This window comes from Amycolatopsis sp. lyj-108 (assembly GCF_046549005.1).
In the GTDB taxonomy this organism is placed as follows: domain Bacteria; phylum Actinomycetota; class Actinomycetes; order Mycobacteriales; family Pseudonocardiaceae; genus Amycolatopsis.
In genome coordinates, this window is sequence record NZ_JAJPWQ010000001.1 from 642,737 (window position 1) to 655,797 (window position 13,061).

At 67.4% G+C, this 13,061-nt stretch carries 13 protein-coding genes; 4 read left to right on the top strand and 9 right to left on the bottom strand.

The genetic code is table 11. The annotated features are described in order from the left end of the window. Window positions 1-37: 37 nt before the first annotated feature. From ACLJO0_RS03160 to ACLJO0_RS03195, 8 genes are all read right to left on the bottom strand, one after another. Complete coding sequence (locus tag ACLJO0_RS03160; RefSeq protein ID WP_410576959.1) at window positions 38-1,441, bottom strand: LCP family protein; 1,404 nt, start codon at window positions 1,439-1,441, stop codon at window positions 38-40. A gap of 799 nt (window positions 1,442-2,240) precedes the next feature. Continuing rightward, window positions 2,241-2,969 (bottom strand): GGDEF domain-containing protein, encoded by a 729-nt coding sequence (locus ACLJO0_RS03165; RefSeq protein WP_410576466.1) that lies wholly within the window; start codon window positions 2,967-2,969, stop codon window positions 2,241-2,243. Window positions 2,970-3,034: 65 nt separating this feature from the next. After that, window positions 3,035-3,646 (bottom strand): isopentenyl-diphosphate Delta-isomerase, encoded by a 612-nt coding sequence (gene idi, locus ACLJO0_RS03170; protein WP_410576467.1) that lies wholly within the window; start codon window positions 3,644-3,646, stop codon window positions 3,035-3,037. A gap of 58 nt (window positions 3,647-3,704) precedes the next feature. Next, on the bottom strand, window positions 3,705-4,538 hold the full coding sequence (locus tag ACLJO0_RS03175; protein WP_410576468.1) for an alpha/beta fold hydrolase: 834 nt from the start codon (window positions 4,536-4,538) through the stop codon (window positions 3,705-3,707). Between the two features lie 22 nt (window positions 4,539-4,560). Continuing rightward, complete coding sequence (gene dusB, locus ACLJO0_RS03180; protein WP_125791028.1) at window positions 4,561-5,706, bottom strand: tRNA dihydrouridine synthase DusB; 1,146 nt, start codon at window positions 5,704-5,706, stop codon at window positions 4,561-4,563. Window positions 5,707-5,724: 18 nt separating this feature from the next. Continuing rightward, window positions 5,725-6,117 carry a hypothetical protein gene (locus ACLJO0_RS03185; RefSeq protein WP_410576469.1) on the bottom strand — a complete coding sequence of 131 codons (393 nt, stop codon included), beginning with the start codon at window positions 6,115-6,117 and terminating at the stop codon, window positions 5,725-5,727. A gap of 285 nt (window positions 6,118-6,402) precedes the next feature. Further along, window positions 6,403-6,984, bottom strand: a complete 582-nt coding sequence (locus tag ACLJO0_RS03190) for a hypothetical protein (RefSeq protein ID WP_410576470.1) — start codon at window positions 6,982-6,984, stop codon at window positions 6,403-6,405. A 103-nt stretch (window positions 6,985-7,087) separates the two neighbouring features. Next, window positions 7,088-7,462, bottom strand: coding sequence for a hypothetical protein (locus tag ACLJO0_RS03195; RefSeq protein ID WP_410576471.1), 375 nt, complete (start codon window positions 7,460-7,462; stop codon window positions 7,088-7,090). Window positions 7,463-7,989: 527 nt separating this feature from the next. Between ACLJO0_RS03195 and ACLJO0_RS03200 the strand changes: the two genes are divergently transcribed. From ACLJO0_RS03200 to ACLJO0_RS03215, 4 genes are all read left to right on the top strand, one after another. Further along, a complete protein-coding gene (locus tag ACLJO0_RS03200; protein ID WP_410576472.1) occupies window positions 7,990-9,195 on the top strand; it encodes an ATP-binding protein in 1,206 nt (401 codons plus the stop codon). 30 nt (window positions 9,196-9,225) lie between these two features. Then, window positions 9,226-9,984, top strand: a complete 759-nt coding sequence (gene uppS / locus ACLJO0_RS03205; RefSeq protein ID WP_410576473.1) for a polyprenyl diphosphate synthase — start codon at window positions 9,226-9,228, stop codon at window positions 9,982-9,984. Between the two features lie 72 nt (window positions 9,985-10,056). Further along, complete coding sequence (locus ACLJO0_RS03210; protein WP_410576474.1) at window positions 10,057-12,012, top strand: DUF2339 domain-containing protein; 1,956 nt, start codon at window positions 10,057-10,059, stop codon at window positions 12,010-12,012. Between the two features lie 43 nt (window positions 12,013-12,055). Next, the gene (locus tag ACLJO0_RS03215) at window positions 12,056-12,457 is read left to right on the top strand and encodes a TIGR03667 family PPOX class F420-dependent oxidoreductase (protein WP_410576475.1); all 402 of its coding nucleotides are present in this window, start codon (window positions 12,056-12,058) and stop codon (window positions 12,455-12,457) included. 9 nt (window positions 12,458-12,466) lie between these two features. Here ACLJO0_RS03215 and ACLJO0_RS03220 read toward each other — a convergent pair whose 3' ends face one another. Then, window positions 12,467-13,018, bottom strand: a complete 552-nt coding sequence (locus ACLJO0_RS03220; protein ID WP_410576476.1) for a superoxide dismutase — start codon at window positions 13,016-13,018, stop codon at window positions 12,467-12,469. Window positions 13,019-13,061: the final 43 nt, after the last annotated feature.

Below are 13,061 nucleotides of genomic sequence, written 5' to 3' on the forward strand. Positions count from 1 at the left end.
AGTGAACCCGACGTGAACCCGGACTAACGAATGATCCTCAGCCTGAGCTGGTGCTCTTCTTGGCGCCGCCGGACTTGGCGGAGCTGGTCGGAGCGGCCGCCGTGTCGCTCGCGGGCGGCGCCGGCGCCTTCTCTTCCAGCGGGGTGTTGTTGATCAGCGCGTCGAAGACGGCCTTCGCCCGGCTCTGCACCAGGACCTCGTTGCCGCGCTTGTTCGCCTCTTCGGTGGTGGGCACGGTGAGGAACTTGACCTTGTCCGAACCCATCCCGCGCATCGACTTCGCCAGCGTCATCATCTGGTTGATGCCGAGGTTCTCGCCGAAGGTGGCCTTGGCGAACGCGTCGATGAAACCGCTGAGCTTGCCCGTGTCCAGGATGACGTCCTTCGACATCACCGTCTTCAGCAGCGCGCCGAGGAAGGCCTGCTGCCGTTTGATCCGGCCGTAGTCCGACGTCGGGTCGCCCTTGACGTGCCGCGCCCGGACGTAGTTCAGCGCCTGGTCGCCGGAGATCCGGACCTCGCCCGCCTGCGGGATGATCATGCCGAGCGTGGTGTCGTCGACCGGCTTCTCGTTGTACACGGTGACGCCCTGCACGGCGTCGACCATGGATTTGAAGCCGTTGAAGTCGATCCCGACGAAGTGGTTCATCTTCATGCCGGTGATCTGCTGGATGACCTTCGTGACGCACTGCGGGCCGCCGACCGCGTAGGCCGTGTTCAGCTTCGCGATCTTCTGCGCCGGCGAGGTCTCTTCCTTGTACGACGACGTCGCCGGGTCCCAGCGCTTGCATTCGGGACGGTTGATCTCGAGGTCGCGGGGGAAGGACACCATGACGACGCGCTGCCGGTCGGCGGGGACGTGCGCGATCATCACCGTGTCCGAACGGGCGCCCGGGGTGCCGTCCGCGTCGCCGACGCCGTCTTCGGCGGCCGCGCCGTCACGGGTGTCGGAGCCGACCATCAGGAAGTTCTCGTCGCCGGTCTGACCGGCGGCGTCCTGGATGTCGGCGGAGTCTTCGTCGAGCGAGGCGACGTTGTTGAACTTCGCGTCGAACCAGGTCTGGGCACCCCAGGCCGAACCGATGGAGAGGAACACGAGCGCGGCGACGACGGCGGCCGCGATCCGGCCGGCCTTGGCCGTCTGCCTGGTCTTGCGTTCCTTCTTCTCCTGAAGGCGGGTCTGCGGCGACGATTCCCCGGAGGCCTCGGCAGGCTCGGAATCGGTGGTCGTGACCACGCGCTGCAGGGCCGTGCGGGTCTGCTCCAGCAGCGCGGCGGGACGGGAAGCGAGCCGCTCGCGGCGCTCGCGTTTCTTGGCCTCTTCGGCCTCGAGTTCGTCGTGCGCGGCGGAGAACCGGGCGAGCGTGTGGTCGATCTTGCGCTTGGTGATCGTCGCGTCGTCGATCGCTTCGAGCTCGTCGGTCATCGTGAGCGGGTCCATCTCGGACCGCGGCGGGACACCGGGCGAGAGGGACGGCTGCGGGACCGGGGTTTGCTGCACCGGCCGCTGCGGCGGGCGGCGGGGACGACGCGGGGGCGCCGGTGCGACGGGCTGCTGCTGCGCGCCCGGGTTCACCACCGGCGGACGGCGCTGCGTCGGCGCTTCGGGGGTGGGCGCGACCTGCGGAGTACGGCGCGGCTGCCGTGCGCGAGGCGGGCGCGGGGTCTCCGCGGGCGGCGTCTGAACAGGCGGTGTGGCGGGGCTGGCCGCACGAGGCGCGGGCGCCGGGCTTTCGACGGGGGCGGCCGAACGAGGCCGACGCGGTGCGGGCGGCTCCACCCTGGCGGCACGCGCACCGGGTCTCGGAGGCTCGGGAGACGGCTCGTCCTGCCGGAGACGGCGCGGAGCGGGCGCCTCGGCGGCGGGGTCGAAGATCGGGCGCTCACCGGTATGACGTGCGACGACGTCGGAAACGCTGATCCCGCCGTGGGTGTCCATCGAGCGGCGTCGAGCCCTGCGGCCGCGCTCACCGGGACTTCTCTCCGTTTGGCTGTGGCGACCGGTCCCCGGGTTGTGGTGCTCGTCGGGCACTCGGTCTCCTTTCACGAATCGGTCGAAGCTCTTTCGTTATCGTACGGACACCTTGGGTTCGTGACGACAACCATCCCGGAATTTTCTTCACCCAAGGTACCGAGAAGCGCCGAGCGGTCCATGCGATCGGGTGAGCGGTCGTGGTTAAAGCTGCGTTAAAAGGTGTGAAACCACTACGCAGAGTGCGAGTGTTGGCCGAGTGAGTGGCCTAGCCGCCGGCGGAGTCCGCGGCGTTCATCGGATGCGGAATCGTCCGTGAAGATTCCTCATCGTGATAGGCGACTTTGTTCCGTCCTGCCCGTTTCGCCATATACAACAAAGCGTCGGCACTGCGCAACTGTCGTTCCGGTTCCACCGCGGGATTCGCTTCCGCGCGGCTCTCGTGCGAGAGTCCCACGCTGATCGTCACCGACAGACCGGGCCGGATCCGGCGCCACGGATGGCGGGCGACCCGGATACGGGCGGTGTCCGCGATGCGCACGGCGCGGGCGGCGTCGACGTCCGGGATGACGAGTGCGAACTCCTCGCCGCCGTAGCGGGCGCAGAACGCCTCGGGCGGCAACCCCTGCTGCAGCAGATCGGCCACTTCACGCAGCACCCGGTCGCCGACGAGATGCCCGAAAGTGTCGTTGACGCCCTTGAACAGGTCGAGGTCGACCAGCGCGATCGCGATCCCGGGCGGGCCGCGGTGGTCGACCGCCGGGCCGTGCAGCCACTGGTCGAGGTAGCGGCGGTTGTAGCTGGACGTCAGCGTGTCCCGCAGGCTGCCGGCCCTGGCGAGGTCGAAGGCGGATTTGAGGTGGTGATAGGCGCGGCGCCAGTCACCCTGGGTGGCGAGCACCCCGGCGATCGACTCGTGGAGGCTGAGCAGATCGGTGGTCGGCGCGCCCGATGGGAGCGCGGCCTCGTCGTCGGCTGCCACGCTCACCTCCGCCACGAATTGGTTTTCGTCGTATAGGAGGGATCTCTTGAGGTATGAGTACGGTCCAAAGTGAATATCGCTCAAGTGGACGACGGTCGCGCACCATTGTCACGCACCGAAGTGCCGTTCTGTAAGGCCGAAAACGGCTCGGCGTCTTTGAGCTGCGAAAACTGATCTTTCGCCCAGTAACTCACGTCAGTCACATCGTCATTCAGCAACAGTGCGTAATCATTCCAGCTCACCCAGCGCCAGTCGCCGACCTCGTCCGGATGCGGTTCCGGATCGTCGTCGACCCAGGCGACGAAGACCGGGCAGAACTCGTTCTCGACCACTCCATCGAATGGTGGCGTGGAGTAGCGGTACGCCGGAAGGACGCAGCGGAGCCCGTTCAGCCGGGGCAGGCCGAGCTCGAAGTCGGCACGGCGCCTGACGGCCTCCTCGATCGGCTCACCCGGTGCGGGATGCCCGCAGACACTGTTGGTCCAGACCCGGGGCCACACCTTCTTGGTGGCGGCGCGGCTGGTGATCAGCAGGGCCTGGTCGCTGCTGCGCAACAGGTAACAGGAGAACGCCAGGTGCAGCCTGGTGTGCTCGTGGTGCGCGGCCAGCTTGGGCGCGGTTTCGCCGGTCGGCTCGCCGTCCTCGGTGACGTAGACGATGCGTTCGGTGTCCACTTCGGTCGTTTCGTTCACCGGACCCACTGAACCAGCAGGCTCGCTGTAACCGGTACCGCGACCAGAGTTACCCCTGTTAGTGGGATGAGAGGTGCTCCACGAGCAAAGAAGTGACGGCCTCGGGCGCCTCTTCCACCACCCAGTGGGAGGCGTCCTCGATCATCTCGAAGCGGTACGGGCCGGTGACCCGGTTCGCGGTGTCGAGCGCGGCCGTCGACCCGAAGGCGGCGTCCTCGGTGCTCCAGATGTAGAGCGTCGGAACCTCGATCGGCCCGATCTTCCCGCCGGGACGGCCGGCGCGGTACCAATTGAGCGCGGCGGTCAGCGCGCCCGGTTCGGACAGCCGCCGGACGTACTCGTCGACCTTGCTCGGCGGCAGCTTCCAGTCGAACATGCGGCGCAGCGCGTCGGCGTTGTTCTCGAGCATCCGCCGTTCGGTGACGCGGGTCTGCCGCCATTCGGTCATGTACCCCGAACGGAGGTGCTGGTCCTCGTCGGTCTTCATGGCCTCCGCCAGCGCCGCCGGATGCGGCGTCGAAATGACGGCGAGACTGCGGAGCCTGCCGGGATGCGCATCGGCCGTCCACCACGCGACGGCGCCGCCCCAATCGTGCCCGACGAGATCGAATTCGTTCCACCCCAAGCGATCCGCGATCGCGATGACGTCGGCGACGAGGTGATCCATGTTGTACTCGGACGCCTGTTCCGGCCGGACGTCCGGCGAGTAACCGCGCTGATCCGGTGCCACCGCGCGATAGCCCAGCACCCCGAGCGTGGCGACCTGGTGCTCCCATTCCACCGCGGCCTCGGGAAACCCGTGCAGCAACAGGACGGGGCGGCCGTCTTCGGGGCCCGCCGCGATGGCGTCGAAGGAACCGGCGTCGGTGGGAATGGTCAGCTGCTCGATCACGACACCGACTTTACGGGGACGGTCAGCCGCCCGAGTGCATGTCCTCGGCTTCGGGGACGCAGTCGTCGTCCGGGTCGTCGAGCCAGCCGTGCGGCAGCGTGACCTTGCCCGGCGAACCCTGCCGCCCGCGCGGCCCGGTGGCGGCGCTGGGGAACGGGGCGTCGTGGTCGAGCTTGGCGATGAGATCGTCGAGTTCGTCCATACCGGACAACATCGCGAAGCCGCGGCGAAGTTCGGAGCCGACCGGGAAACCCATGAAGTACCAGGCCATGTGCTTGCGGATGTCCCGCATCGCCTTGTCGTGGCCGTCGTGTTCGACGAGTAGTTCCGTGTGGCGGCGCAAGACTTTCGCGACCTCGCCGAGATTCGGCGGCGTGGGCTGCGGACGCCCGGCGAAGGCGGCTTCCAGTTCGCCGAACAGCCACGGCCTGCCCAGGCAACCGCGTCCGACCACGACACCGTCGCAGCCGGTCTCGTCGACCATGCGCAACGCGTCCTCGGCGGAGAAAATGTCGCCATTGCCGAGCACCGGGATACTGGTGACGGCTTCCTTGAGCGCCGCGATCTTCGTCCAGTCGGCCTGGCCGGAGTAGCGCTGCGCGGCCGTGCGCGCGTGCAGGCTGACCGCCGCCGCGCCCTCCGCCTCGGCGATCCGCCCGGCGTCGAGGTAGGTGAGATGGTCGTCGTCGATGCCCACCCGGAACTTGACCGTGAACGGCACGCCCGCCTCGGCCGCGGCCTTCGCCGACTCGCGCACGATGTCCGCGAACAGCTTGCGCTTGAACGGCAACGCCGCGCCGCCGCCCTTGCGCGTCACCTTCGCCACCGGGCAGCCGAAGTTGCTGTCGATGTGGTCGGCGAGCCCCTCGCCGGTGATGATGCGGACGGCCTCGGCCATCGTCTTGGGGTCGACCCCGTAAAGCTGCATGGACCTGGGCTTTTCGTTCTCGCCGAAGGTCATCATGTGCATGGTGCCGGGATGGCGCTCGACCACCGCGCGGGCGGTGATCATCTCGCAGACGTAGATGCCCGCGCCGTACTCCTGGCACAGCTGCCGGAACGCGACGTTGGTGATGCCCGCCATGGGAGCGAGCACGACCGGCGGATCGACCTCGTAGGGGCCGATCTTCAGGACGGGCTTGCTCAGGGTGGCTGTCACGTCCTCCATTGTCGCCTGTGGTGTCTGTCACTCGCAGGTGGGCCGGTCTCCGCCGCCGATCGCCTCGCCGCGAGGGGAGGTCACCCACCATTTGATCGTGCCGTCGGGGTAGGTCCCGTCGATGCAGGTCATACGACCGGCGGTGATCACGCCGGTGTGCTTCGGGGACCTCAATTCGATCCGCAGGTTGTAGAAGCGGGCTCTGTCGTTCTCGACGACTTCGTCTTCGTCTCGCCACACGGTCAGCTCGGGGAAGGTGAGGCTGTCGAAGCGCACTGACCGGACGCCCTCGAAGTGGAGTTCGACAGGCTCGGTCTCCGGCCTGAACCCGGACCGGAGGATCAACTGCGAGTGCCCGGCGCCGTATCGCCACAGCTGGAAGGTGCGGGACGTGCTGAGGAGCGTTTCACCGGGGTTCATCAGGCCAGTATGGAGAAATTCCGATACCCGGTTCGGAAGTGATGCGCAGTTCAGACATGCGTAAGGCCAGGGTCCCGGTATTCCCCGGGTGCACCTGGCCTTGCGACTCGTGCGATGCCCACGGCGCCACACTCCGCGTCGTCCGGACCTGCTCGGGCGACATCACAAGCGTAGCTCGTGTGCGCGCAGAGACTGAAAACCTCCATTGCGGCGTGTGCTGCCTGTCGCTCGCAGGTGGAACGCGCCCGACGGAGAACCACGCGACCGCTCGGCTGCCGGTTCGGATCACTTGTTCCAGACGGTGACCTTGGTACGAATGGTGTTACCGGCACCGACCACGTCAAGGACGAAGATCCGTCCCTCGGCAGTGCGCCCGCATACCTGATTTCCGGTAGTGACCTGGACCTGGTTGGAGCCGTCCGTGTCCACGGCCGAAGCGCACTCGCCTTTGCCTGGCCGTCCGCTCTTCTTCCAGGACGTCACGATCGTATTTCCTTTGACATACAAGGAGTCGCTCGAAATTCTGGCGAGGTACTCACCGTCGGTGTAATTCGGTGGGTTGTGGTCGAGGTTGAACTTGCCCCACGTGAGCTCGCCGGTCCAGTAGACCGCACCGTCGGTCTTGGGTTGCGGTGCTGTTGTCGGGGCTTCACCGACGGGCCGAACTTCTGGCGTCGCGGTGACGGTGACCGTCTCAGTCGAGGAGACGGTCGTTGCCTTCGGCTGTTCCGCGTCCGGAGCGCTCGTGCGGCCGAGGAAGAAACCGGCCCCGGCCAACGCGGTCACCAATGCGGCGATCGCGGTGATCCATTGATGGCCGAGTTGACCCCAGCCGGTCTTCTTTGCGGATTCCTGATCATCACTCATGATGTCCCCCTGACCCTCCGTGATCGGGGTAACACCTTAGTGGCGGAGCATCGAACTCATGAGCCCGGCCCAGTGAGCTGATCCTGCCGTACAAGCGGACTCGTCAGGACGACTTCGCCAATTGGCTGACTCGCTGGAACGACATGCCGAGCACTTTGCCCGCTTCGCGTTGTGAAACGCCGAGTGCGAGCAGTTCTTGAACTGCCGCCCGGTGTTCGGCGGCGGCTTCGGCCTGCTTGCGCTGAGCCTCTTCGCGCAGGACTTCGGCGCGGGCTTGATGGTCCTTCACGGAACTCGGCAGGTGCACCTCGAGGTGCAGGTCGTACTCGTCTTCGGCACCGTCCATGATTTCGATGAGCTCGTTGGCCATCGTCACAACGTCCTTGTAGCGGAGAGCCTGGGTCGAGCGATCGATCTCGCGGACCCGGATCAGCCAGAACCTTCCATCGCGAGTGACTTCGGCGTGGTAGGTCTTCACTTCCTCCACCATCCTTTCCCGAGGACGCCTTCGCATTCCTTGAAAATGTCGACGGCGAAGACCTCGCCCAGTTCTAGGATCCACGCCGCGCGTTGCCGCCTGGCGGCGACAGTGAGCCTGTCCAGAGGCGGGGAGACGCAGTCGTCAAGGCCGGGCTGGGCATCTCCCGAGATGGGATGAGCACGGTCCGCTCGTTGCCGCCGCGCATCACCGGATTTCGGCAGCTTCGCCTTCATGAGCGTCCAGACAAGGCGCGACTCCGCCGTCGTTGGCGAGGCGGGTCGACAGGGGCTGCCTCGCCGGAATCGCGGTCACTCCAGACTAAAGATCCGGTGCCGGACGGCCGATGAGTCCATCTGGGACGCCCACGAGCGGTCTTGAGTCGGCAGATGCGCGGGCTACTCATCGGCAGATCAGCGACAGATTCTTCGGCAGATCAGCGACATGTGTATCGGCAGATCCACGGACGCTGCACGGGTCGAGCCGTGCACAGAGCTGACGGCTACCTTCCGCGCAGAGCGGCTGACATGGTCGTGGAGGCGCTCGGCGACACGCGTGTCGTCATCCTTAACGGAGCACGTCAAACGGGTAAAAGCACCCTTGCTGAACTGTGTTTGCGTGACCACCCTGCTGGCGTGCGGCGATACCTGGATGATCCGCGGACCAGGGCTTCGGCCGCTGCGGATCCAGTGGCATTTCTGGACGCGCCGGGGGCCATGCTCATCGATGAGGTCCAGCGGGTTCCGGAACTGTGGCTGACCATCAAGCACATAGTGGACCGAGACCCGCGTCCGGGGCGGTTCCTGTTGACCGGCTCGGCACGGCTGCTCGGCTTGAGCCAACTTCCTGATTCCCTGCCGGGACGCTCGGAGACGATCGAACTGTTCCCCTTGTCGCAGGGGGAAATCACTGGCGAGCCCGATGGTTTCGTCGACGCCGCGTTCGAGCACGGCAGCCGGCTGCGAGCAGCATCCTCGACCTTGCGCCGCCGCGACTATCTGGCTCTTGCCACTCGTGGTGGATACCCCGAAGCCGTTCGTCGTGAAACGCCCCGGCGGCGTGCTCAGTTTTTCAGGTCGTATCTCGACGACATCATGAGCCGGGACGTGCACCAAGTCGCGGACATCCAACGCATCTCCGATATGCGGCGATTGATCGGAACGCTCGCGGCGCAGTCCGGCGGCTTGCTCAACTACAGCCGGCTTTCATCGGATCTGGCTCTCCCCGCGTCGACTGTCCGTGATTACGTAGGACTCCTCGAGCTGATCTACCTCATCCGATTGATTCCGGCGTGGTCGGCGAACGCGACGACACGGGCGGTCGCCACGCCGAAGCTGGTGTTCAACGACGTGGGGCTGGCAGGGCACCTCGTCTCCGGCGTCACCAACGACGCCACGACCGGCGGACTGGTCGAAACCTTCGTCATCGGCGAACTAGCCCGCCAGATCACGTGGAGCCAGACGATGCCTCGTCTGCATCACTATCGTGACCGCGACGGCTACGAGGTCGATGCGGTGCTGGAGGACAACGCCGGTCTGGTGGTGGCTATCGAAGTGAAGGCCGCGGAAACCGTCCGGACCGACGATTTTCGCTCGATCCGGGTTCTGCAACGCCGGCTGGGTGACCGGTTTCGTGCCGGTTTCGTCCTCTATTGCGGCGACCAGCAGCTTCCCTTCGGAGAGAACCTCGCTTGTCTCCCGATCAGCGCGCTGTGGACCACTCGGCCGGAGTGAAGAACGTTCTCTTTCGGTAGCTTCGCCTCCATGAGCGTCCGGACCAGACTCGGCGACCTCTACGCGCGACGGCTCCGCGCCGGTCTCCGCCGAGGCCCGCTACCGCGGCACGTCGGCGTGATCATCGACGGCAACCGCCGCTGGGCTCGCCAGATGGGGTTCGAGGACGTCCGCGAAGGGCATCGGCACGGCGCCCGGCACATCGCGCGGTTGATGACGTGGTGCGAAGGCCTCGGCATCGGGCACGTGACGGTGTACCTCGCTTCGGTCGACAATCTGACGAAGCGTGCGTCGCCCGCGATGGCCTTCCTGATGCAGGTGATCGAGGACGTCGTCCGTGACCGGCTCACCGCGCCGGGTGCGAACTGGCGTGTCGTGCCTGTGGGGCGTCTCGACATGCTGCCGTCGTCCACGGCCGAAGTGCTGAAGCGGGCCGAAGAGGACACTCGCGGCGCGACGGGGCCTGAGCTGACTCTCGCCATCGGGTACGGAAGCCGCGAGGAGATCGTCGACGCCGTACGCGATCTCGTGCTCGAAGGGGCGGCGGACGGCAAGTCCCTTGTGGAGATCGCGGAAACCGTTTCCGTGGACGCCCTGTCCGCGCATCTGTACACGGTGGGCAGTCCCGATCCGGACCTGATCATCCGGACGAGCGGCGAGGTCCGGCTGTCCGGATTCCTGCTTTGGCAGGCGAAGGATTCCCAGCTGTACTTCTGCGACGCCAACTGGCCGGGCTTCCGGTACATCGACCTTCTGCGGGCGCTCCGGGCGTGGGCTCGCTCGCGATGATCTTGCAGGTCGCGACCACATCGTCATCACGATTGAGTAGTGCTACGGATCCATCGGCGGGTCTCAGGCCGCATGCTGATCGCCATGACCACCGATGGGGATGTGCTCCTCAGGCTCGCCGGGGAGATCGACGACCTTGGGGCCCGCCTCGCGCGGGTCGGTACGGAGCTGCGGACCGTCCGATCAGGAGCGGAGCCGACGCGCGAAGAGGCGCCTGGGCAGGCTGCCCAAGAGCAGCCCGAGCAGCAGGCACCGCAAGCGGAGCAGCAGGCACCGCAGGCTGAGCAGGCCCAGCCGCAAGCCGGGCAGCCCCAGCCGCAGCCCCAAGTGCCGCAGCAGCCGTACCCCCACCCCCAGTACCAGCACCCGCAGTACGCCCACTACCAGCAGCAATACCAGCAGCAATACCAGCAGGCCCAGTACGCGCAGTGGCAGCAACAGCAGTACCGGCAGCAGCACGCGCCGCAGCAGCCCTACCGCCCGTATCAGCCTGCCCCGAAGGTCACGCTCGGCGAGAAGTTGAGCAAGGAAGGCGCCGGCAGCAGGCTGCTGGCCTGGATCGGTGGCGCGGTCACGCTGCTGGGTGTCGTGCTGTTCCTCGTGCTCGCGATCCAGCGTGGCTGGTTCGGCCCGTTGCCGCGGGTGCTCGGGGGCGCTGTGCTCGGCGCGGTGCTGGTCGGGATCGGGCTTCGCCTGCACCGCACGCCGGCGGGCCGCACGGGGGCGTTCGCGCTCGCCGCGACCGGGATCGGGGCGTTGTACCTCGACGCCATCGCCGCGACGACGATGTACGAGTACCTCCCTGCCTACGCCGGTCTCGCGATCGGGCTCCTGATCGCGGTCGGCGGGTTGCTGCTGGCCGTGCGGTGGAAGTCTTCGCTGCTCGCGACGGCCGTCGTGCTCGGCTGTGTGGTCTGCGCGCCGATCATCACGCAGGGTTTCACCCCGCAACTGGTCGCGTTCCTGCTGGTGGTCCAGGTCGCTTCGACGCCGGTGCAGCTGCGCCAGTCGTGGCCGTCGGTCGCGGTCGCGGCCGGGATCCCACCGCTGGTCGCGTCGGTCTTCAGCACGGCGTTCACCGGTTTCGGTGGCAGCACGGCCAACACCGCGGCCGCGCTGGCCGCGGGAGGCGTCGCGCTCGCGCTGGCCCTGATCGTCACGGCCAAGCGGCCGGGGGACGCCGCCGCGCTCGCCCTGCTGGCCGTCGCGCCGGCGCCGTCGTTGCTCGCCGCGTTGTTCCTGCCGAAGACGCCGGCCGTGCTCGTCACCGCGTCGGTGGCGCTGGTGCTGCTCGGGGTGTGGGCGGCCGGGCAGTGGCTCGACGGCTGGACGGGTGACCTCGCGGGCGCCGCCGGGCTTTTGGCGGCCCTGCAGACGACGATGACGCTGTTCGACGGCAGTGCCCGTTCGGCGATCCTCATCGGCGAAGGCGTTCTGCTGGCACTGGTCGCGCTGTGGACGAAGAAGCACGTGGCGCTCTTCGGCGGGCTGGGCTTCGCCGTCATCGGCGGCATGATCGCGTTTGCCTTCGACGTCCCGCCGACGCTGTTCTTCCTGATCCGGAACCGGCCGGACGCCGACCTCGCCGCCTCCTTGCTGGTGGCCGTCGCGATCCTGGCGGTCTCGATCACGCTTCCGTGGGTCGCGCATCGGCTCGGGCTGTTCAAAGCCGCGTCGGAGAACGTGGTGCCGTGGCTCCTCGCCGGGGTCTGCGGGCTCTACGGCGCGGGCGCGATGGTGCTGTGCGGCGCGCTGCTGGCCGTCCCGGGCCGCTCTGGTTTCCTGGTCGGCCACGTGGTGATCACGGTGTCCTGGACGGTCGCCGCGCTGGTGCTGCTCATCCGCGGCATCTCCGCGGTCAGCCTGCGGGTGATCGGATTCGTGCTGGTCGGGGCGGCCGTGTTGAAGCTGGTGCTGTTCGACCTCTCCGCGCTCGACGGTCTCGCCAGGGTCGCCGCCTTCCTCCTCGCCGGTCTGGTGTTGCTCGGCGCCGGGACGCGCTACGCGAAACTCGTCGCGTCCCGCTGAGCGGACGAGGAAGAAATGTCGGTGGGTCGTGGTTGGGTCGGGCATGAGCTACCGACCCGACCCGCGGCTCGCCGAGCGGGCGAAGGAATACGTCGCCTGGCTGACCACGATCAGCCCGAAGGGACGCCCTTCGCCCCGCCCGGTGTGGTTCGTACTCGACGGTGACGACATCATCGTCTTCAGTCAGCCGGACACGGCGAAGACCCGGCACATCGAGGCCAACCCCGAGGTCAGCCTCCACTTCAACAGCGACGAGCACGGCGGCTCGATCCTGGTGATCGGTGGCAGGGCCGAGATCCTGCCGGACGGCCTCCCCTCCGAGCAGCCGGGCTATCTCGAAAAGTACGAGAAGCACTACCCGGCGATCGACTACGACATCGCGAAGTTCGACAAGGAGTACGGCGCCCGGATCAGGATCCGGCCCGAACGCACCTGGGGGTTTTAAGAAGCGCCGCTAGAAGCCGACGGTCACACAGGCCAGCCTGGCGCCCGCGGTCCCGGCGTGACCCGGGTGGGTGTGCGTATGCGTTTCGTGGATCACGATGGAGTTCGCGCGCCGATCGGTGAACGTCCAGTCCACTTTGGACACGGCGGCGCCGCGGCCGGTGGCGTCGGTGGTGAGATCGAGCCAGATCTCGTTGCGGGGGTTGGCGTAGGCCGGATCCACCGACGGCTTCACCGGGTCTTCGACGTTCTGGTAGTGCGGGCCGGCGAGGTCTCCGGTGGCACCGCACGGCTTCGTGTGCGCGTGGGCGCCGTATTCGCGGTTGGGCAGCAGGCCGGTCACGAGGACCGCGGTCGAGGTGCCGTAGGCCTTGGACGTCAACCCGAAGACGTGCGCGCGGGCGCCGGGCGGCACCAGTTCGGGTTTGTAGATCGTGAGGCCGCTCTTGGCGGTGATCACGTGGACGCGGGAGCCGGGGACGGCGGTGGCCGGCCCGGCGCCGGCGGTCAGGGCCACTGCGGCCGCGGACAGGACGAGGGCGAGTGTGGGGATGGGGCGCATGCCCCCTGCCTAGTCCGCCCGAATCGGACACGCCAGAGCGGTC

Excerpts from the sequence above, each read along its gene's own strand:
- uppS (WP_410576473.1), top strand. The coding sequence starts at position 9,226 with ATGAGCGTCCGGACCAGACTCGGCGACCTCTACGCGCGACGGCTCCGC.
- dusB (WP_125791028.1), bottom strand. The coding sequence starts at position 5,706 with ATGGAGGACGTGACAGCCACCCTGAGCAAGCCCGTCCTGAAGATCGGC.
- ACLJO0_RS03160 (WP_410576959.1), bottom strand. The coding sequence starts at position 1,441 with ATGGACCCGCTCACGATGACCGACGAGCTCGAAGCGATCGACGACGCG.
- ACLJO0_RS03190 (WP_410576470.1), bottom strand. The coding sequence starts at position 6,984 with ATGAGTGATGATCAGGAATCCGCAAAGAAGACCGGCTGGGGTCAACTC.
- ACLJO0_RS03185 (WP_410576469.1), bottom strand. The coding sequence starts at position 6,117 with ATGAACCCCGGTGAAACGCTCCTCAGCACGTCCCGCACCTTCCAGCTG.
- ACLJO0_RS03215 (WP_410576475.1), top strand. The coding sequence starts at position 12,056 with ATGAGCTACCGACCCGACCCGCGGCTCGCCGAGCGGGCGAAGGAATAC.
- ACLJO0_RS03200 (WP_410576472.1), top strand. The coding sequence starts at position 7,990 with ATGGTCGTGGAGGCGCTCGGCGACACGCGTGTCGTCATCCTTAACGGA.
- ACLJO0_RS03210 (WP_410576474.1), top strand. The coding sequence starts at position 10,057 with ATGCTGATCGCCATGACCACCGATGGGGATGTGCTCCTCAGGCTCGCC.
- ACLJO0_RS03220 (WP_410576476.1), bottom strand. The coding sequence starts at position 13,018 with ATGCGCCCCATCCCCACACTCGCCCTCGTCCTGTCCGCGGCCGCAGTG.